Origin of the sequence: Bradyrhizobium sp. 930_D9_N1_4, assembly GCF_052076015.1 — a bacterium.
Classification (GTDB): Bacteria; Pseudomonadota; Alphaproteobacteria; order Rhizobiales; family Xanthobacteraceae; genus Bradyrhizobium.
The window spans coordinates 6,514,098-6,533,402 of record NZ_CP197236.1 but is presented as its reverse complement, the minus strand read 5'-3'; the positions used below and the strand labels follow the sequence as shown (position 1 = coordinate 6,533,402).

General features: G+C 65.1%; 17 protein-coding genes. 15 read left to right on the top strand and 2 right to left on the bottom strand.

What is annotated here, in order from left to right; all coding sequences use genetic code 11:
• Positions 1-14: 14 nt before the first annotated feature.
• Entirely contained in the window at positions 15-1,598 is a 1,584-nt protein-coding gene (locus AB7532_RS31100; protein ID WP_441238484.1) for an ABC transporter substrate-binding protein, read from the top strand.
• Positions 1,595-2,968, top strand: coding sequence for an amidohydrolase family protein (locus tag AB7532_RS31095; protein ID WP_441238483.1), 1,374 nt, complete (start codon positions 1,595-1,597; stop codon positions 2,966-2,968). Before AB7532_RS31100 ends, AB7532_RS31095 begins: the two co-directional genes overlap by 4 nt.
• Here the strand turns inward: AB7532_RS31095 and AB7532_RS31090 are convergent.
• Complete coding sequence (locus tag AB7532_RS31090) at positions 2,958-3,875, bottom strand: LysR substrate-binding domain-containing protein (RefSeq protein WP_441238482.1); 918 nt, start codon at positions 3,873-3,875, stop codon at positions 2,958-2,960. The two genes, AB7532_RS31095 and AB7532_RS31090, sit on opposite strands and share 11 nt — an antisense overlap.
• Positions 3,876-4,144: 269 nt before the next feature.
• Here AB7532_RS31090 and AB7532_RS31085 point away from each other — a divergent pair, with 269 nt between their 5' ends.
• The 10 genes from AB7532_RS31085 (at position 4,145) to AB7532_RS31040 (ending at position 14,074) form a co-directional block, all read left to right on the top strand.
• A complete protein-coding gene (locus tag AB7532_RS31085; protein ID WP_441238481.1) occupies positions 4,145-5,182 on the top strand; it encodes an ABC transporter substrate-binding protein in 1,038 nt (345 codons plus the stop codon).
• A gap of 27 nt (positions 5,183-5,209) precedes the next feature.
• Positions 5,210-6,250, top strand: coding sequence for an ABC transporter ATP-binding protein (locus AB7532_RS31080; protein ID WP_441238480.1), 1,041 nt, complete (start codon positions 5,210-5,212; stop codon positions 6,248-6,250).
• A complete protein-coding gene (locus tag AB7532_RS31075) occupies positions 6,247-7,122 on the top strand; it encodes an ABC transporter permease (protein ID WP_441238479.1) in 876 nt (291 codons plus the stop codon). Before AB7532_RS31080 ends, AB7532_RS31075 begins: the two co-directional genes overlap by 4 nt.
• A complete protein-coding gene (locus AB7532_RS31070) occupies positions 7,119-7,925 on the top strand; it encodes an ABC transporter permease (RefSeq protein ID WP_441238478.1) in 807 nt (268 codons plus the stop codon). The genes AB7532_RS31075 and AB7532_RS31070 overlap by 4 nt, the downstream gene beginning before the upstream one ends.
• A gap of 8 nt (positions 7,926-7,933) precedes the next feature.
• Positions 7,934-9,070, top strand: a complete 1,137-nt coding sequence (locus AB7532_RS31065) for an NAD(P)/FAD-dependent oxidoreductase (RefSeq protein ID WP_441238477.1) — start codon at positions 7,934-7,936, stop codon at positions 9,068-9,070.
• Between the two features lie 29 nt (positions 9,071-9,099).
• The gene (locus tag AB7532_RS31060) at positions 9,100-9,396 is read left to right on the top strand and encodes a (2Fe-2S)-binding protein (RefSeq protein WP_441238476.1); all 297 of its coding nucleotides are present in this window, start codon (positions 9,100-9,102) and stop codon (positions 9,394-9,396) included.
• Positions 9,393-10,811: an NAD(P)/FAD-dependent oxidoreductase gene (locus AB7532_RS31055; RefSeq protein ID WP_441238475.1), complete on the top strand. Its 1,419-nt coding sequence runs from the start codon at positions 9,393-9,395 to the stop codon at positions 10,809-10,811. Before AB7532_RS31060 ends, AB7532_RS31055 begins: the two co-directional genes overlap by 4 nt.
• Positions 10,808-11,929, top strand: a complete 1,122-nt coding sequence (locus tag AB7532_RS31050; protein ID WP_441238474.1) for an NAD(P)/FAD-dependent oxidoreductase — start codon at positions 10,808-10,810, stop codon at positions 11,927-11,929. Before AB7532_RS31055 ends, AB7532_RS31050 begins: the two co-directional genes overlap by 4 nt.
• 15 nt (positions 11,930-11,944) lie before the next feature.
• Positions 11,945-12,292, top strand: coding sequence for a RidA family protein (locus AB7532_RS31045; protein ID WP_085401813.1), 348 nt, complete (start codon positions 11,945-11,947; stop codon positions 12,290-12,292).
• 168 nt (positions 12,293-12,460) lie between these two features.
• Positions 12,461-14,074, top strand: a complete 1,614-nt coding sequence (locus AB7532_RS31040) for an ABC-F family ATP-binding cassette domain-containing protein (RefSeq protein WP_441238473.1) — start codon at positions 12,461-12,463, stop codon at positions 14,072-14,074.
• A 191-nt stretch (positions 14,075-14,265) separates the two neighbouring features.
• Here the strand turns inward: AB7532_RS31040 and AB7532_RS31035 are convergent, their stop codons facing one another.
• Complete coding sequence (locus tag AB7532_RS31035) at positions 14,266-15,600, bottom strand: dicarboxylate/amino acid:cation symporter (RefSeq protein ID WP_441238472.1); 1,335 nt, start codon at positions 15,598-15,600, stop codon at positions 14,266-14,268.
• 162 nt (positions 15,601-15,762) lie between these two features.
• On the opposite strand from AB7532_RS31035, the gene AB7532_RS31030 reads away from it, so the two are divergent.
• From AB7532_RS31030 to AB7532_RS31020, 3 genes are all read left to right on the top strand, one after another.
• Positions 15,763-17,082: a solute carrier family 23 protein gene (locus tag AB7532_RS31030; RefSeq protein WP_441238471.1), complete on the top strand. Its 1,320-nt coding sequence runs from the start codon at positions 15,763-15,765 to the stop codon at positions 17,080-17,082.
• A 73-nt stretch (positions 17,083-17,155) separates the two neighbouring features.
• Entirely contained in the window at positions 17,156-17,992 is an 837-nt protein-coding gene (locus tag AB7532_RS31025) for an SDR family oxidoreductase (protein ID WP_441238470.1), read from the top strand.
• Between the two features lie 117 nt (positions 17,993-18,109).
• A complete protein-coding gene (locus tag AB7532_RS31020; protein ID WP_441238469.1) occupies positions 18,110-19,300 on the top strand; it encodes a YadA-like family protein in 1,191 nt (396 codons plus the stop codon).
• Positions 19,301-19,305 lie beyond the last annotated feature (5 nt).

The following is a 19,305-nucleotide window of genomic DNA, read 5'->3' as shown; positions in this document are numbered from 1 at the left end:
CAGGAGCCCTTGTAATGTCTATCTCCCGCCGTTCGCTCCTCAAGGCTGCCGCCACCGTGCCTGCGCTGTCGCTGCCGGGCCTCGTCCGCGCCGAATCCCAATCCACGCTGCGCTTTATCCCCGTCATCGACCTCGCCTTCGTCGATCCCATCTATTCGACCGCGCAGGTGTCGCGAAACCATGGCTTCATGGTCTACGACACGCTCTACGGCATGAGCTCCTCGCTCCAGGTCTCGCCGCAGATGCTGTCGGGCCACGCGATCTCCGGGGACCAGCTCCAGTGGGACCTCAGCCTGCGCGACGGCCTGTTCTGGCACGACGGCGAGCGCGTGCTGGCCCGCGACTGTGTCGCCAGCATCCGCCGCTGGGCCGCGCGTGATGGCTTTGGCGGAGAGTTGCTGGAGGCGACCGCCGAGCTGTCGGCTGCCGACGACCGCACCATCCGCTTCCGCCTCAAGCGACCGTTTCCGCTGCTGCCGCAGGCGCTCGGCAAGGCCGCGATCAATCCCTGTTTCATGATGCCGGAGCGGCTGGCGAGCCAGGATCCGTTCAAGCCGCTGACCGAAGTCATCGGCAGCGGTCCGTTCCGCTACCTCGCCGACGAGCGCGTGCAGGGCGCCCGCAACGCCTACGCCAAATTCGACCGCTATCAGCCGCGCACCGACGGCAAGCCGGATTGGACCGCGGGTCCGAAGATCGTGCACTACGACCGCGTGGTCTGGACCACTACGCCCGACGCCGGCACCGGCGTCGCGGCACTCCAGACCGGTGAGCAGGACTGGCAGGAAACCACGCCGCACGACCTGCTGCCGATCATCAAAGCCGCCGGCGACATCGACACGCGCATCCTCGATCCCCGCGGTTACGCCTGCATGCTGCGCCTCAATCATTTGCAGCCACCATTCGACAATCCGGCCGTCCGCCGCGCGCTGCTGGGCGCGATCGACCAGTCCGCATTCATGACGGCAGTGGCCGGCGTCGATCCGGCTTTCCAGGTGTCGCCGATCGGTTACTTCGCGCCGGGCACGCCAATGGCGAGCGACGTCGGCCTCGACGTGTTCCGCGGGCCCCGCGACTACGCCAAGGTCAAGGCCGACCTGAAGGCCGCCGGCTACAATGGCGAGAAGATCGTGGTGCTCGTCCCCACCAACTCGCTGGCGCAAAAGCCGCTCGGCGAGATCGCAGTGGATAGTTTGCGCAAGGCCGGCATGAACGTCGAATATGCCGGATTGGATTTCGCGGTGGTGCTGCAGCGCCAGTTGAAGAAAGACCCGATCGGGCAGGGCGGCTGGAGTGCGGCGGTCGGCAACTGGCAGGGCATCGACTGGCTCAACCCCGCCGGCAACACCAACATCCGCGGCGAAGGCAAGGTCGCCGGCTGGTATGCGAGCGAGAAGATGGGGGCCTTGCGCAGCCAGTGGCTGGCGGCCTCCGAGCTCGCGGAACAGCAGCGCATCTGCCGCGAGATCCAGGCAGTCGCGTTCGACGAAATCCCGTATATTCCGATCGGCCTGTACAAGCAGCCGACCGCCTATCGCAAAGCCATCACCGGCATTCTCGACGGCACCGCCGTCTTCTGGAACGTACGCCCCGCATGAGCACCACGGCAATCTTCGGCAGCTATGTGCTGTCACGGAAAGACGGCGCGCAGGACGTGTTGCGCGACCATTGGGTCCTGGTCGAAGGCAAAAGGATTGCCGCAATCACGCGCAGCAAGCCGCGTGCGGACCAAGTCTACGACCGTCCCGGCCGTTTTGTCCTTCCGGGCCTGTTGAACCTGCACAATCACTGCTTCTCGGAAGCGGTGGCGCGCAGCCATACCGAGGACGGCAACGGCCGCAGGAACAACCAGAGCATCGTCTACACGGTGCTGCTGCCGCTGACGAAACGCGGCGCTGATATTCTGTCGGCGGAGGAGCGGATGGCGGTGGCGCGGCTCGGCATCCTTCAGCTGCTGAAGGGCGGCGCGACTACGGTGATGGAGCCGTTCCGTAATTCGATTCCGGAAATGTTCGACGCCGCCGAGGAGATGGGCATCCGCTTCTACGGCGCGCCCTATCTGTTCTCGACGTCCGACGCCAAGGCCGGCGCTGATGGCGTGGTGCGCTATTCCGGCGACGACGGCACTGCCGACATGGCGACGTGGGATGCGCTCTACCAGCGCTGGAACAATCGCGGCGACGGCCGCATCAATCTCGCGATGAGCCCGCATGCCACCGACACCTGCGGCCCCGATCTGCTGAAGGCCTGCGCCACGCGAGCGCGCGAGCTCGGCGTGCCCATCACGACGCATATGGCGCAGAGCCGCGCCGAGGTCGAGACCATCGGCAAGCGCTATGGCGGCCGCACGCCGGCAGAATATCTGGACTGGCTCGGCCTGCTGGCGCCGGATCTGATGGCGGCGCACTGCATGTTCAGCAGCGATGACGATCTCAAGCTGATGGCCGCGCGTGGCATGACCGTCTTGAATTGCCCACGCGTGTTCGCGCGCGCTGGCGTCACCGCGGCGTTCAGCCGGTTTGCCGAGCACAGCGTCCGCACCGTGGTCGGCACCGACGGCTACAACATGGACCTGCTCGGTGAGCTCAATGCGGCGTCGCTGATTTCCAAGGTCACGTCGCAGCGCGCCGATGTCGCTAACTCGCCCGAGTTGATCGAGGCGAATACAGCTGTTGCCGCCGACGTCATCAAGCGGCCGGATCTCGGCCGGATCGAGCCGGGCGCCACAGCCGATCTCACCGTCGTCGATCTCACCCACCCGCATCTGCAGCCGCTGTTCGATCCGCGCCGCGCGCTGATCGCGCTCGCCAACCGCGCCAATATCGACCAGGTCATGGTCGACGGCCGCATGCTGGTCGACGCCGGCCGCTATCTCGGTGCCGACGAGGCCGCGATCACGGCGGCAGGCACCGCCGCAATCGGCAAGATCTGGGACCTGCCGGAAGCGCAAGCTGCGTTCAACGGCTGAGCGCTGCTTCGTTCTCGAACTCGGCGAGCGATTTGCGCACGGTCTCGACGAGGTCCAGCGCCACCGGCGAGGCGCTGCGCTGTGCGGGAAGAACGGCCGAGAACTCGAAGTCGATCCGCGGCAGGAAACGGCGCACGACGATGCCGCGCGTCGAAAACTCCTCGGCGGTGAAGGGATCGCAGATCGCGACTCCGAGCCCGGACGACACCATGCCGCACATGATCTCCGACAGCGCGGTCTCCACCCGCAGCACGCGGCGGACGTCGTGGCGGTGGAAGATCTGGTCGACGAGATGGCGGCTCGCCGATCCCGCCGAGAGCGAGATGAAGGTCTCGCCCTCGAAATCACCGGGCTCCAGCACTTCCTTCTCCGCGAGGCGATGCCCGGTCGGCAGCACTGCGACGCGCGCCAGCGCCGGCAGCCGCAGGCTCGGCAGGCCGGAATGGACGATCGGCACCTCGGCAAAGCCGACGTCGCATTGATTGTTGAGCACCCAATCGACCACGATCGGTGAGATCACGCCGAAGAATGCGAGGTTGAGGTTCGGCCGCTCCTTCAAAAAATGTCCGGTGAGACGCGGCAGATAGCCGTTCGACAGCGCCGGCAGTGCTGCGATGCGCAGCGACCCGGTGCGCCGGCCGCGGATTTCTTCGGCTGCTGCCGTGATCCGTTCAAGGCCGACGAAGGAACGCTCGACCTCGGTGTAAAGTGCAGTCGCCGCAGCAGTGGGCATGAGGCCGGTGCCGCGCCGCTCGAACAACTCGGTCTTCAGCAACGCCTGGAAGTCACGCAGCAACCGGCTGACTGCCGGCTGCGTCACCGCCATCAGCTTCGCCGCCTCGGTGACGCTTCCGGTCAGCATCATCGCCCGGAAGGCTTCGACCTGCCGCGAATTGATCCGCGCCATCCAGTTTCCAATTCATAACATTTTGGCATGCAGACGGTGCCATTATTCATTGGACGATGGAAGTATAGGTTGCGATCTTTTTCACCAGGACTGGCGACAGCCCGCTTTTTCGGCAGATTGGAGGCGTTCAAACCTCCGGATCGCGCCAAAACCCGCCGAATAGGGGCCGGAGCCCTGTTTGGAAGGATTGCGCGGAAGGAAATGCGGATGGCGCCTCAGTCAGAGATTTTTCGGCACGTCACCTCATCCCGGTATGGAGATCGGACCATATGAAGACTCTCAGCCTTCTGACCGCGGCCAGCATCGCAGCGCTCATCGCCGCCCCGTCGGTCGTCTCGGCCCAGCAAAAGACGCTCTATGTCGCCGGCTACGGCGGCTCGTTCGAGAAGACGATCCGCGATGAGGTGATCCCGGCCTTCGAGAAGGAGAACGGCGTCAAGGTCGAGTACGTCGCCGGCAATTCCACCGACACGCTGGCCAAGCTTCAGGCGCAGAAGGGCAACCAGCAGATCGACGTCGCCATCGTCGACGACGGTCCGATGTATCAGGCGATCCAGCTCGGCTTCTGCGGCAAGCTCGAAGGCCTGCCGGCCGCCGATCTCTACGACACTGCCCGCTTCAAGGATGATCGTGCGGTCGCGATCGGCATCGTCGCCACCGGCCTGATGTACAACAAAAAGGTGTTTGCGGAGAAAGGCTGGGCGCCGCCGACCTCGTGGAACGACCTGAAGGACACGAAATACGCCAAGCAGCTCGTGATCCCGCCGATCAACAACACCTACGGTCTCGAAGCGCTGGTGATGCTGTCGAAGATGAACGGCGGCGGCGAGACCAACGTCGATTCAGGCTTCAAGATCTTCAAGGAGCAGATCAATCCGAACGTGCTCGCCTATGAGCCGTCACCGGGCAAGATGACCGAGCTGTTCCAGTCCGGCCAGGCCGTGATCGCAGTGTGGGGCACCGGCCGCGTGCAGAGCTTTGCCAACACCGGCTTCCCCGTCGACTTCGTCTATCCGAAGGAAGGCGCGGCAACGCTGCTGACCACCGCATGTCCGATCACCAAGCCGAACGCCTCGCCGCTCGCCTCCAGCTTCGTCAAGATGCTGCTCGATCCCAAGATCCAGCTCGTGATGCTGAAGGACTATGGCTACGGCCCGGTGCTGAAATCGCTGGTGGTGCCGCCGGAGCTCGGCAAGATGGCGCCGATCGGCGAGCGCGCGGCAAAACTCTATAATCCCGACTGGACCGTCATCAACGAGAAGCGCGAGGAGTGGACCAAGCGCTGGAATCGTGAGGTCGAGCGCTGATCTGGTCGTCGTAGCGGAGACAGCGTCATGGCCTTTCTCGAGCTCGATCGGGTCGCCAAGCAATTCGGCGCGCAGACTGTGGTCGATGACTTCAGTCTCGCGGTGGGCAAGGGGGAGTTCATCTCCTTCCTTGGCCCCTCCGGCTGCGGCAAGACTACGACCTTGCAGATGATCGCGGGCTTTCTTGACCCCACGCGCGGCGCGATCCGCCTGGAAGACAAGGATCTGGCCGCGATCCATCCGGCCAAGCGCGGGCTCGGCATCGTGTTCCAGAGCTATGCGCTGTTTCCCCACATGACCGCGGCGGAGAACGTCGCGTTCGGTCTGGAGATGCGCAACGTGTCGCGCACTGAAAAGGCCGAGCGCGTCCGTGCCGCGCTCGCGATGGTGGGCCTTGCCGGATTCGAGGACCGTCATCCGCGCCGCATGTCCGGCGGCCAGCAGCAGCGCGTCGCGCTGGCGCGTGCGCTGGTGATCAAGCCGAGCGTGCTGCTGCTTGACGAGCCGCTGTCCAACCTCGATGCCAAATTGCGCGAGGAGATGCAGATCGAGCTGCGCCAGATCCAGCGCACCATCGGCACCACCACGATCCTGGTCACCCACGACCAGAACGAGGCGATGTCGCTGTCCGACCGCATCGTGGTGATGAGCCAGGGCAAGATCGAACAGATCGGCACGCCGCAGGAAACCTATGAGAAGCCGGCCTCGGCCTTCGTCTCGCAATTCCTCGGCAAGACCAACGATTTTGCCGGGACGATCGACCGGACCGCGACGCCCGAGCGACTCGTTGCCGGCTCCTGGAATGCGCCGGCGCCGGTTGGGCTTAACGGCCCGGTGACTGTCAGCATTCGCCCCGAGCGCATCGGCTTCGGCGATGCCGGCCTTAGCGCAAAAATTGTCACGCGCATCTTCCAGGGCAATCACTGGCTGTTCCAGTGCGACAGCGAATGTGGGCCTGCGATCGTGATCCGGCAGAATGACGGAACGGCGCAGCCTGTCGAAGGTGAAGCCGTTCGTCTGACCTGGCGGCCGGAGGACATGAGCCTGCGCGCGAGGGCCGGCGCATGAGCGCGGCCGCCGAGGAGCGCAGCGCGCGGGCGCCATGGGCGCTGACCGCGCCTGCCTTGATGCTGTTCGTCGGCGTGCTGCTGATTCCGCTGGCGATGACCGTGATGCTGTCGTTCCACGATTGGGGCCAGTACAAGGGCATCGAGGCGGTCTTCATCCTCAAGAACTGGCACGAGATCGCGACCGATCCCTATTACGCCGAGATGTTCTGGCGGACGTTTAGGATCGCGATCCTGACCACGCTGCTCACCGCATTGCTCGGTGCGCCCGAAGCCTACATCCTCAACCGCATGAGCGGCCGCTGGAAGAGCATCTTCCTGCTGGTCATTCTCGGCCCGCTGCTGATCTCCGTGGTGGCGCGCACGCTCGGCTGGGCGCTGCTGTTCGGCGGCAACAACGGCCTCGTCAACAAGCTGCTGATGTCGCTTGGCGTGATCAAATCCCCCATTCCCTTCATGTTCACCGAAACCGGCATGGTCGTCGCGCTCGCGCATGTGATGATGCCGTTCATGGTGCTGTCGGTGTGGGCGGCGCTGCAGCGGCTCGATCCGCAGATCGAGAACGCTGCGATGTCGCTGGGTGCGGGTCCGGTCACCATCATCCGTCGCATCATCATGCCGCAGATCATGCCGGGCGTGCTGTCGGGCGCGATCATCGTGTTCTCGCTCTCGGCCAGCGCTTTTGCGACGCCCGCGATCATCGGCGGCCGCAGGCTCAAGGTTGCGGCAACGCTCGCCTATGACGAATTCCTCAACACGCTGAACTGGCCGCTCGGCGCGGCGGTTGCCACGCTGTTGCTGGTCGCTTTGGTGCTCATCGTGGTCGGCAGCAACGCGCTGATCGAACGCCGCTACGCGGAGGTGTTCCGATGAGGCAGAACGGCCCGCTCGCGCTGATCTTTCACACCGTCTTCGTCATCGTCATGGTGGCGCCGATCCTCGTGGTTTGTCTGGTCGCCTTCACGCCCGAAGGCTTTCTGTCGCTGCCGACCAACGGCTTCTCGCTGCGCTGGTTCAAGGCGATCGGCAACTATCCGGAATTCATCCACGCCTTCTGGGTCAGCCTTGGGCTCGGGGCGCTGTCCTCTTTTATCGCGCTCCTGTTCGCGGTGCCTGCGGCGCTCGCGATCGCGCGCTATCGCTTCCGCGGCCGTGACGCGCTGGCGGCGCTGTTCCTGTCGCCGCTGATGATCCCGCATGTCGTGCTGGGCATCGCCTTCCTGCGCTTCTTCACCTCGGCCGGGCTCGGCGGCAGTTTTGCCGCGCTGATCATCGCGCATGTCATCATCGTGTTTCCGTTCGCGCTGCGGCTGACGCTGGCGGCCGCGACCGGCATGGACCGGACGGTCGAGATGGCGGCGGTCTCGCTCGGCGCCGGCGGCTTGACGCTGTTCCGCCGCGTGACGCTGCCGCTGATCCTACCCGGCGTCATCAGCGGCTGGGCGCTGGCCTTTATCCAGTCCTTCGATGATCTCACCATGACCGTCTTCCTTGCGGCCCCCGGCACCGAGACGTTGCCGGTGCGCATGTTCCTTTATATCCAGGACAACATCGATCCGCTGGTGACGTCGGTCTCGGCTTGCGTGATCGCTGTGACCATGACCGCCCTCATTCTGCTCGACCGCTTCTACGGGCTCGACCGTGTGCTCGCCGGCAAAGGCGATACGGGGCGATAGGAGAACCTATGTCCAGAGACTATGACGTCGCCGTCGTTGGCGGCGGATTGCTCGGCTCCGCCATTGCCTGGGGCCTCGGCCGGCTCGGCAAGAGCGTGGCCGTGCTCGACGAAGGCGATATCACCAAGCGCGCCTCGCGCGCCAACTTTGCGCTGGTCTGGGTCCAGAGCAAGGGGCTCGGTATGCCCGCTTACACCGGCTGGACCGTGCGGGCTTCGGAAGCCTGGGGCCGGCTCGCGTCCGAGCTGAAGCAGCAGACCGGGCTCGACGTCAGCCTTCAGCAGAACGGCGGCTTTCATCTGACGCTCGGCGACGATGAATTCGGCCAGCGCACCGATCTGGTCAAGCGCATGCACAATCAGACCGGTGCAGCCGACTACAAGATGGAGATGCTCTCGGCGTCCGAGGTGAAGAAATCACTGCCGCTGATCGGCCCCGAAGTCTCCGGCGGCAGCTATTGTCCGCTCGACGGCCACGTTAATTCGCTGCGCACCTTTCGCGCCTTCCACACCGGCTTCAAGGCGTTCGGCATCGACTATTGTCCGGAGCAGCCGGTCTCGGCGATCAGCAAGAGCGGCGGCGAATTCCGCCTGACCACCCCGAAGGGCGAGGTTCGCGCCGCCAAGATCGTGCTCGCGGCCGGCAATGCCAACCAGACGCTGGCGCCAATGGTCGGCCTCTACGCGCCGATGGGCCCGACCCGCGGCCAGATCGTGGTGACCGAGCGCACCATGCCGTTCCTGCCGCATCCGCTGACCACGATCCGCCAGACCGACGAGGGCACGGTGATGATCGGCGACAGCAAGGAAGACGAGCTCGACGATCGCGCGCTGAAGCATTCGATCAGCGCCGTGATGACCGATCGCGCCCAGCGCATGTTCCCGCATCTCGCGCGGCTCAATGTGGTCAGGAGCTGGGCCGGCATCCGCGTCATGCCGCAGGACGGCTTTCCGATCTACGACCAGTCGGAGACGCATCCCGGCGCCTTCGTTGCTTGCTGCCATTCCGGCGTGACGCTCGCCTCCAACCACGCGTTCGAGATCGCGCGCATGGTCGCGCAAGGTGCGCTCGAGCCGGAGCTGGTCGGCGCGTTCTCCGCCAGCCGTTTTGGCGATGCGGGCACGGCGAACAACAGCGGCTATTAGAGATTTTGAAGGAGCCTAGAGGCATCCCCATGTTCAAGAGATCCGAACAGGACAAGCGCCCGCAAGTGCAGATCTTCGTTGACGGCGTCGCCGTCGCTGCGCGCCAGGGCGACACCGTCTCCGCCGCGCTGCTGGCCTCAGGTCAGGACGCACGGCGTTCCACGGCCGTTAGCGGCGCGCCGCGTCTGCCCTATTGCATGATGGGCGTGTGCTTCGACTGCCTCGTCACCATCGACGGTGTCGGCAATCGCCAGGGCTGCCTCGTGCCCGTCGCCGAGGGTATGCAGGTCGAGATCCAGAAGGGCAAGCGGGAGATCGGACGATGACTGTGGCTCCCAAGCGCGAAGACTATGATGTCGTGGTGATCGGCGCCGGACCTGCCGGCCTCGCCGCCGCCGCGACCTCCGCCGAAGCCGGCCTTTCGACGCTGATGCTCGACGAGAATATCGGCCCGGGTGGCCAGGTGTTCCGTGCCATCGCGTCGACACCCGTAACCGACCGCAAGCAGCTCGGCGAAGACTATTGGGTCGGGGCCGATCTCGTGCAGTCGCTCCGTGCGAGCAATGCCGAGGTGATCCATCGCGCCACGGTCTGGAGCCTCGACCGCAATCTCGATATCGCCGTCTCGATCGGCGGCGCGTCCGCTTTCGTCAAGGCCAGGCGCGTGATCCTTGCGACCGGCGCGCTGGAGCGGCCGTTCCCAATTCCCGGCTGGACGCTGCCCGGCGTGATGACCGCGGGTGCCGCGCAGACGATGCTGAAATCGTCGGCGCTGGTGCCCGATGGTCGCACCGTAATCGCGGGGCAGGGGCCGCTGCTGTGGCTGCTCGCCGCGCAGATTTTGCGCCTCGGCGGCCGCATCGACCGCATTCTCGACACCACCGAGCGCGGTAATTATTTCGCAGCGCTCCCGCACGCCTTCGCGTTCCTGACCTCGCCCTATTTCACCAAGGGCCTGTCGATGATGCGCGAGGTGAAGGCGAAGGTGCAGGTCGTCTCCGGAGTCACGGAGCTTGCTGCGGTCGGCGACGGGCAGCTCGCGAGCGTGAGCTATGTCGCGGGCGGCAGGCGCGAGACCATTCCTGCCGATCTGCTGCTGCTGCATCAGGGCGTCGTGCCCAATGTCAACCTGGCGATGTCAGCCGGTGTCGAGCATCGCTGGGACGATTTGCAGCTCTGCTGGTCGCCGGTGCTGGACGCGAGTGGCAATTCGTCGGTAGCCGGCATTGCGATCGCCGGCGACGGTGCGGGTATCGGCGGCGCGAACGCCGCCGTGGTCCGTGGCCGCATCGCGGCGCGCGCAGCTGCGGAAGCACTAGCGCCTGCGGCTGCTGCAAAACTTCCGGCGATGGCGACGCTCCGCTCCGATCTCGCCAGGGCCGAGCGCGGCCGCGTGTTCCTCGACACGCTGTTCCGCCCGGTGCCGCAGTTCCGCATTCCCTCGGGTGATACCATCGTCTGCCGCTGCGAGGAGGTCACCGCGAAGGACGTTCTCGATTCCGTCGCGATCGGCGCGACCGGGCCGAACCAGCTCAAGGCCTATCGCCGCACCGGAATGGGTCCGTGCCAAGGCCGTCTCTGCGGCCTCACCGTTACCGAATTGATGGCGCAGGCGCGGGGGAAGACTCCGCAGGAGATCGGCTATTACCGGCTGCGCGCGCCGGTGAAGCCGATCACGCTCGCCGAGCTCGCCGCCGTTCCGAAGAGCGAAGCCGACGTCAAGGCGGTGGTGCGCGGATGACGACAAACGTGGATGCGATCGTCGTCGGCGGCGGCATCCACGGATGTTCGACCACGCTGCATCTCTGTCTTGCCGGCCTGAAGCCGGTGCTGATCGAGAAGGATTATGCCGGCCGCCACGCCTCCGGCGTCAACGCCGGCGGGGTGCGTCAGCTCGCGCGGCACATCCCCGAAATCCCGCTGTCGATCCGCTCGATGGGAATTTGGGAGAGGATCAAGGACCTCCTCGACGACGATTGCAGTTTTGAAAGCTACGGCCAGGTGCTGGTCGCGGAGAATGAGGAGGAGCTCGCTGTCTGCCGCGCGCGCGTGGCCGAGCTCAACGCGCTTGGCTTCACGCATGAGGAATTGATCGACGCGACCGAACTGAGACGCCTCGTGCCGGCGGTGGCCGAGACCTGTCCCGGGGGCGTCGTCTCGCGCCGCGATGGCGCGGCCAATCCCGCACAGACGACAACCGCGTTCCGGCGCAAGGCCCAGCAGCTTGGCGCCGTCGTCCGCGAGGGCGTCGCTGCCAGCAACATCCGGTACAGCGATGGTCTCTGGTATGTCGACGTCGGTGCCGAGAGCTTTGCAGCGCCGGTGCTGGTGAACGCCGCTGGCGCCTGGGCCGGCAAGATCGCGGCGGCGCTTGGCGAGCCCGTTCCGGTCGAGACCGTGGCGCCAATGCTGATGATCACCTCGCGGGTGCCGCACTTCATTGACCCCGTCGTGATCCTGCGCGGGCGCAAACTCTCGTTCAAGCAATTCACCAACGGCACCGTGCTGATCGGCGGCGGTCATCTCGCAACGCCTTACCAGGACCGCAACGAGACGGTGCTGGACTGGAAGAGCCTCGCGACCAGCGCGCGCACCGTGTTCGAGCTGTTCCCGGTGATGCGCAGCGCCACCATCGTCCGCGCCTGGGCCGGCATCGAGGCCAGGATGAAGGACGATATCCCCGTGTTCGGGCCGAGCAGCCGTCACAAGGGTCTCTATCACCAGTTCGGCTTCTCGCTGCACGGTTTTCAGCTCGGCCCCGGCGCCGGCGCCGTGATGGCGGAGCTGATCGTCAACGGCGGCACCCAGACCCGCATCGGCGATCTCGGCATCGACCGCTTCCATCCCACGACGCTCTAACAACAAGAGGACATCATGAGTATCACCCGCAGCATCCGCACGCCCATCATGCATCGCGCTGTCGAGGCCAACGGCTTCGTTTTTGTCGGTGGCACCATCGCCGACGACACCTCGGTCTCGATGGGCGACCAGACCCGCAACATCCTCGGCAAGATCGCCGGCTATCTGAAGGAAGCCGGCACCGACAAGTCGCGCGTCGTCAGCACCTCGATCTTCGTCACGGATCTCTCCAAGAAGAAGGAGATGGACGCGGCCTGGACCGAGTTCTTCGGCGACAATCTGCCGACCCGCGCCACCGTCGGCGTCGCGGATCTCGGCGGCGGCGCGCTGATCGAGGTGGTCGTCACCGCGCTCAAGGGTTGATGGCAACGGGCAAGGGGACGCCGGCGCATTGGGCGCTGTCATCCCCCGTGCCGTGCCTTGATCTCGCCCCTTGATGGGACTAGTTAGACAGCTCCTCAATCAGGACCTTCGCAGCCATGGATTTCACCCCGACCGCAAAGCCCATCCGCCTTGCTCACGGGGAATTCCATGCCTGCTTCTATCGTCCTGTCGAACCTGTCGCTGTCCACGCCTGACGGCCGGTCTCTCCTCTCCAATATCGATCTGACATTCGCGGCCGAGCGAACCGGCCTCGTCGGCCGCAATGGCGTCGGGAAAACGACGCTGCTTGCGTCGATCTCAGGCGACCATGGTCCCCAATCCGGGCGTGTTCTGATCAACGGCACCATCGGTCTGCTGCGCCAGGACGTGCAAGTCCTCGCCGGTACAACGGTGGCCGACCTGTTCGGTGTGCGGCAGGCGCTGGAGCTGATGCGCCGGGCCGAGCGTGGCGATGCCTCGGCCGACGAGATCGCCGCGATCGACTGGACGCTCGAAGCGCGGCTGGAAGCTGCTCTGGCGCGCCTCGGCTTCGATCCGTCTCCCGATACCGATCTGTCCCGCCTCTCCGGCGGCCAGATCACGCGGGTTCGTCTCGCCGCCTTGGTGTTCGCCGAGCCCGATTTCCTGCTGCTGGACGAGCCCACCAACAATCTCGACCGTGAAGGACGCAAGGCCGTGACGGATCTGCTCGCCGCCTGGCGCGGCGGCGCGATCGTTGTCAGCCACGACCGCGGCCTGCTCGACGCCATGGATGCGATCGTCGAGCTGACATCGCTCGGCGCCACGCGCTATGGCGGCAATTGGAGCAGCTTTCGCGCGCAGAAGGCCGTCGAGCTCGCCGCCGTGCGTCACGACCTCGCGCATGCCGAGCGGCACCTGTCCGAGATCGACGGCAAGGCGCAGGACGCCGCGGAGAAGAAGGCGCGCAAGGACGGCGGTGGCCGGAAGAAGCGCGCCAAGGGCGACATGCCGAGAATTCTCGCCGGCGCACGCAAGGACCGTAGCGAGGACAGCGGTGGCAAGAATGCGCAGATCGCCGAAAAGCGGCGCGCAGAGGCGATCGACGCCGTTGACACCGCGCGCCGGCGCATCGAGATCCTTCAGCCGCTGTCGGTGAAGCTTCCGGCAACGAACCTGCCGGCGGGCAGGGAGGTGCTTTGGCTTGATGGTGTCAGTGCCGGCTATCAGCTGGAGCAGCCGGTCCTGCGCGATCTCTCGATCGCGGTCGTCGGCCCGGAACGCGTCGCGCTGGTCGGGCCCAACGGCTCCGGCAAGACGACGCTGCTAAAGCTTATTTCGGGCGAGCTGCGTCCGTTCTCAGGCACCGTGCGGGTCAGGCCGGACTTCGCGCTGTTCGACCAGAAGGTCAGCCTGCTCGATCCCGCACTTTCCATCCTGGACAATTTCAGGCGTCTCAATCCGAAGGCGGGTGCCAATGAATGTCATGCCGCGCTGGCCCGATTCATGTTTCGCGCCGATGCGGCCTTGCAGATCGTCGGGAGCCTGAGTGGCGGGCAACTGTTCCGTGCAGGTCTCGCCTGCGTGCTGGGCGGATCAACACCGCCATCGCTGCTGATCCTGGACGAGCCGACCAATCATCTCGATATCGACTCCATCGAAGCCGTGGAGGCGGGTCTGAGGGCCTATGACGGTGCGCTGCTCGTCGTCAGTCATGACGAGGCGTTCCTGCAGGCGATCGGGATCACGCGGCGGCTCGATCTGACCGCGATGGCACAACGCGAGCACGGCGGGATCGTCTGATCCCGCCTTGCGGTTTGAAAATGAGAGTGAGTGTTGCCAGTGATTTTCAAAAACCCGACGCCCTGCCCCCAGCGCGTCGGGTGGAAAAAATGAGTATCAATCCGTGATCCCAACGCTGACGTTGTGACGCGTGCCGCACCGATTGACCACTCCGGTAAAATACCGCTGTGATGACCTGCGATGTGCGCGGCCTACGACGCCGCACCGCCGCCCGGTTCCAGCGCTTCGCCCATCTCGAACGGATGGGCCATGGTCTCGTGCAGCGCTTCGCGGTCGAGCTCGCCTTCGGAGATGCTGATGACGACGCAGGCAACGCCGTTGCCGATCAGGTTGGTCAGCGCGCGGCACTCGCTCATGAACTTGTCGATGCCGACCAGGATCGCGATCGACTGGATCGGAATGTCAGGCACGATCGAGAGCGTTGCTGCCAGCGTGATGAAGCCGGCGCCGGTGACGCCCGAGGCACCCTTCGAAGTGATCATGGCGATGCCCAGAATGCCGAGCTCCTGCCAGATGGTCAGATGCGTGTTGGTCGCCTGCGCCAGGAACAGCGTCGCCAGCGTCATGTAGATGTTGGTGCCGTCGAGATTGAAGCTGTAGCCAGTCGGGATCACGAGGCCGACCACCGAGCGCGAGGCGCCGAGATGCTCCATCTTCTGGATCATCTGCGGCAGCACCGTCTCCGACGACGAGGTGCCAAGCACGATCAGCAGTTCGTCCTTGATATAGGCGATGAAGCGCAGGATCGAGAAACCGGCGAGCCGGGCGATCGAGCCCAGCACGATCAGCACGAACAGCATGCTGGTGAGATAGAACGTGCCGATCAGGGCGGCGAGATTGAGCAGCGAGCCGAGCCCATAGGCGCCGACGGTGAACGCCATTGCGCCGAACGCGCCGATCGGCGCGACGCGGACGATGATGCGGATGATGCCGAAGAACATCTTTGCGGCCTTGTCGATCGCCTCCGCAATGGGCTCGCCGGTCTTGCCGAGGAAGGCGATGGCGAAGCCCGACAGGATCGAGACCAGCAGCACCTGCAACAGGTCGCCGCGCGCGATCGCGCCCACATAGCTGTCCGGGATGATCGCCATCAGATGGGCGACGATGCCCTCCTCGTGAGCCTTGGTGACATAGGTCGCGACCGACTTCGGATCGATCGTCGCGGGGTCGATGTTGAAGCCATGCCCGGGCTGGAGAACCTCGCCGACCAGCAGGCCGATGGCGAGCGCGACGGTCGAGACCGTCTCGAAATAGATCAGCGACTTCAGCCCGACCCGGCCGACGCGTTTCAAGTCGCCCATCGAGGAGATGCCGTGCACCACGGTGCAGAAGATGACAGGTGCGATCATCATCTTGATCAGCGCGATGAAGCCGTCGCCGAGCGGCTTCAGGGCCTTGCCGAGATCGGGATAGAGATAGCCGATGAGCACCCCGAGCGCGATCGCGATCAGCACCTGGATGTAGAGGATCTTGTACCAGGGCTGGTGCCGGCGATGGACGGCTGGCTGGATCGCGATCTGTGTCATATTGTGGGCCCCGGAACGTATTGATTTGGCGCGACAAGATTTTGAATCTTGCAAGTGTTGAATCTTTTATGTGTTCCATCATGTGATGACCGCCGCAGAAGCGACAATCACATTTTTGTCGGATCGCACGAAGATCAGTCGCTGCACCGCAACGGGGGGAACATGACGATCGCAACCGGCCCGGACGGGCAATCACAGGGCTATTTTCCGCGTTGGAAACTCAAGACCTCGGGCGTGATCATGCCGGAGGAGCGGCTGTCGTGGGGGCAGACCGTCGTCTCCGGTCTTCAGCATTGCGTCGCGATGTCGGGCTCGACGATCATCGCACCGTTGCTGATGGGGTTCGATCCCAACGTCGCGGTCCTGTTCTCCGGCATCGGCACGCTGATCTTCTTCGTCATCGTCGCGGGTCGCGTGCCGAGCTATCTCGGTTCGAGCTTCGCGTTCATCGCCGTCGTCATCGCCGCCACCGGTTATGCCGGGCAGGGGCCGAACCCGAATCTCTCGGTCGCGCTCGGCGGCATCGTCGGGGCCGGTGTTCTCTACGGTGTGATCGCGCTGATCGTGATGTGGTCGGGCATCGCCTGGGTCGAGCGCCTGATGCCGCCGGCCGTCACCGGCGCCGTGGTCGCCGCGATCGGCCTCAACCTTGCGCCCGTGGCGGTCAAGGCTGTGAGCGCCAATGGGTTCGACACTGGGATCGGGCTCGCCACTGTGCTGATGATCGGTGTGCTAGCCGTTGCGGCTCCGGGCCTGTGGCGGCGCCTGCCGATCATCCTGGGCGCGGTTGGCGGGTATCTTTTGTATTTTCTGTTCGCGAATGGGTTCGGTTTCGGAAAGCCTATCGACTTCGCACCACTCAGCGCCGCGCCGTGGTTTGGTCTGCCGAGCTTCACCACGCCGACCTTTCAGGCCGACGCCATCTTTCTGATCGCACCGGTCGCGGTCATTCTCGTTGCCGAGAACCTCGGTCACATCAAGGCTGTCGGCGCGATGACGGGCCGGAGCCTCGATGGCTATCTCGGCCGCGCCTTGTTCGCCGACAGCCTCGCGACGATCGTTGCGGCGTTTGGCGGCGGCACCGGCGTCACCACCTACGCCGAGAACATCGGCGTCATGGCGGCGACGAAGGTCTATTCGACCTTGCTGTTCGCGTTCGCGGCGGCGGTTTCGATTGCGCTCGGCTTCTCGCCGAAATTCGGTGCGCTGATCCTGTCGATCCCGGGACCGGTCATCGGCGGGCTCTCGATCGTGCTGTTCGGATTGATCGCGGCGATGGCGGGCCGGATCTGGGTCGAGAACAAGGTCGACTTCGCCAATCCTGCGAATCTGATCACCGTCGCCGTGGCGCTGACCGCGGGCGCCGGCGACCTCACGCTCAAATTCGGCGCCTTCACGATCGGCGGCATCGGCACGGCAACGTTCGGCGCCATCATCCTGTACCAGATCCTGGCCTCACCGCTTGCGCGCCGCGCTGCATGAATCCCAGCGATGCGTCAACGGGATGGAACAAAATGCCGGTTCCATCCATGATCAGGCATCCCGGAGAAAGCTCATGTCCCAGATCGACCGCTCAACCTCGTTTTCCTCGCGCCTCGTCGGCCAATACGCGCTGGTAACCGGCGCCTCGCAAGGCATCGGCCGCGCCGTCGCGATCCGGCTTGCGCAGGAAGGCGCAACGGTTGCCATCAACTATTTCGGTCATCCCGAGGGAGCCGAGGAGACGCTCGCGCTGGCGCGGACGGGATCGGGCGACCGCGGTCACGGCAAACTCGACCATATCATCGTCAAGGCCGACGTCAGCAATGAGCAGGAGGTCGCGGCGATGTTCGAGACGATCCTGGCGCGCTGGAAGCACCTCGATTGTCTGGTCAACAATGCCGGCTTCCAGCGGGAATCGCCGAGTGAGGCGCTCGACATCGAAACCTATCGCCGCATCATCGACGTCAATCTCAACGGCGCCGTGCTCTGCGCGCAGAAGGCGCTGGCGCATTTCGTCGCGCGTGGGGCAGGCGGCAGCATCATCAACTGCTCCAGCGTCCACCAGATCATTCCAAAACCCGGCTATCTCGCCTATTCGATCAGCAAGGGCGGCATGGCCAATCTGACGCGCACGCTGGCGCTGGAATTCGCCGGCCGCGGCATTCGCGTCAATGCGGTCGGCCCGGGTGCAATCGACACGCCGATCAACGCGGCCTGGACCGGCGATCCCGAAAAGCGCGGCGTTGTCACCAGTCACATTCCGCTCGGCCGCGTCGGCACGCCGGAAGAGATTGCGGCCGTGTTCGCCTTCCTCGCCTCGGATGAAGCGAGCTACATCACCGGACAGACCATCTATGCCTGCGGAGGCCTGACGCTGTTTCCGGAGTTCCGCGAGAACTGGGCGAGCTGAACGTCGCAATCCAGCAACAGTCGGAAAAAACCGGGCCGCCAGCCCGGCCCGCTCGGGCGAACTCAACCGTACGGTTGATGCCCGCCTCGGGCTGCTGCCTCACATTCGCGACCGCCGTTGGAATTGGGAGCGCAAATGCCTCGTGTGATCCGTGAAGCGATGTTTCGTCTGATCGACGTCTCGTCGGGGGACGTGGCGCCCGTCTTGTTCGCCCTCGCGGCTGCTCTGATGATCGCCCTGGCGCTCCCGGCGCCGGCTGCCGCGCAAACGGTCTGCGGCGAGGCGGGAACCGGCACCGCCCTTGGTTCGGCGCCCGGCATCAACTCGTTCGCGTGCGGCGGCAATGCGACCGGTACGGTCAGCACGGCACTTGGCGATAGCACTGCGAGCGGCGTCGGCAGCACGGCAATCGGTGATAGCAGCAAGGCGAACAACTTCTTCAGCACCGCCACCGGCTACATCAGCACCGCAAGCGGCGTGAGCAGCACGGCGACTGGTTCGTCCGCCTCTGCAAGCGGCGACTACGGCACAGCGAACGGCGGCGGCAGCAAAGCAACCGGCATCGCCAGCACCGCGATCGGCGCCGGAGCTCCTGGCGCCGCTCCCGTCGCGTCCGGCAATTACAGTATCGCAATCGGAGGTACCGGCGACGGATCGGCCGGCTTCGGCGCGCAATCTTCCGGCGATCGAGCGATCGCAATCGGCGCGGGCAGCGCTGCAACGGGGGCATCCTCCACAGCCCTCGGGGACGGAGCCAATGCCGCCGCGAGCAGCGCAACTGCGATCGGCAATGGCGCATCCGCCGGGTTCGCGAACTCCACCGCAGTCGGCGTTGGTGCGACAGCGACGGCTGCCAACCAGGTTGCGATCGGTACGGCAAGCAACACCTATCGATTGGCTGGCGTCGCGTCTTCGGCAAGCCTTGCGGCGCAGAGCGGGCCGGTGTCCTTCGTCACCACCGACGCCGCCGGCAATCTGGCGACGTCGACCTTCAACCCGGCGAACATCACCTCGCTGCAATCGCAGGTGACCTCGTTACAGTCACAGGTGACGGACAACCGGCTGGAAGCGCGCAGCGGTACGGCCGTGGCGCTCGCGGCTGGTTCGATGCCGGCGTTGCAGGCGGGCCGCAAATTCGCGCTCTCGGCCGGCTACGGCAATTTCGAGGGTGCCAATGCGTTCGCGGTCGGCGCCACCGCACTGCTTTACGACGGCAAGAACTACGCGATCATCGCCAATGCCGGTGGCGGCGTCGGGCTCGAGCGTAACGTTGCAGGCGGACGTGGTGCCGTTTCGATCCAGTGGTAGGAAGA

Excerpts from the sequence above, each read along its gene's own strand:
- AB7532_RS31100 (WP_441238484.1), top strand. The coding sequence starts at position 15 with ATGTCTATCTCCCGCCGTTCGCTCCTCAAGGCTGCCGCCACCGTGCCT.
- AB7532_RS31095 (WP_441238483.1), top strand. The coding sequence starts at position 1,595 with ATGAGCACCACGGCAATCTTCGGCAGCTATGTGCTGTCACGGAAAGAC.
- AB7532_RS31090 (WP_441238482.1), bottom strand. The coding sequence starts at position 3,875 with ATGGCGCGGATCAATTCGCGGCAGGTCGAAGCCTTCCGGGCGATGATG.
- AB7532_RS31085 (WP_441238481.1), top strand. The coding sequence starts at position 4,145 with ATGAAGACTCTCAGCCTTCTGACCGCGGCCAGCATCGCAGCGCTCATC.
- AB7532_RS31080 (WP_441238480.1), top strand. The coding sequence starts at position 5,210 with ATGGCCTTTCTCGAGCTCGATCGGGTCGCCAAGCAATTCGGCGCGCAG.
- AB7532_RS31075 (WP_441238479.1), top strand. The coding sequence starts at position 6,247 with ATGAGCGCGGCCGCCGAGGAGCGCAGCGCGCGGGCGCCATGGGCGCTG.
- AB7532_RS31070 (WP_441238478.1), top strand. The coding sequence starts at position 7,119 with ATGAGGCAGAACGGCCCGCTCGCGCTGATCTTTCACACCGTCTTCGTC.
- AB7532_RS31065 (WP_441238477.1), top strand. The coding sequence starts at position 7,934 with ATGTCCAGAGACTATGACGTCGCCGTCGTTGGCGGCGGATTGCTCGGC.
- AB7532_RS31060 (WP_441238476.1), top strand. The coding sequence starts at position 9,100 with ATGTTCAAGAGATCCGAACAGGACAAGCGCCCGCAAGTGCAGATCTTC.
- AB7532_RS31055 (WP_441238475.1), top strand. The coding sequence starts at position 9,393 with ATGACTGTGGCTCCCAAGCGCGAAGACTATGATGTCGTGGTGATCGGC.
- AB7532_RS31050 (WP_441238474.1), top strand. The coding sequence starts at position 10,808 with ATGACGACAAACGTGGATGCGATCGTCGTCGGCGGCGGCATCCACGGA.
- AB7532_RS31045 (WP_085401813.1), top strand. The coding sequence starts at position 11,945 with ATGAGTATCACCCGCAGCATCCGCACGCCCATCATGCATCGCGCTGTC.
- AB7532_RS31040 (WP_441238473.1), top strand. The coding sequence starts at position 12,461 with ATGCCTGCTTCTATCGTCCTGTCGAACCTGTCGCTGTCCACGCCTGAC.
- AB7532_RS31035 (WP_441238472.1), bottom strand. The coding sequence starts at position 15,600 with ATGACACAGATCGCGATCCAGCCAGCCGTCCATCGCCGGCACCAGCCC.
- AB7532_RS31030 (WP_441238471.1), top strand. The coding sequence starts at position 15,763 with ATGACGATCGCAACCGGCCCGGACGGGCAATCACAGGGCTATTTTCCG.
- AB7532_RS31025 (WP_441238470.1), top strand. The coding sequence starts at position 17,156 with ATGTCCCAGATCGACCGCTCAACCTCGTTTTCCTCGCGCCTCGTCGGC.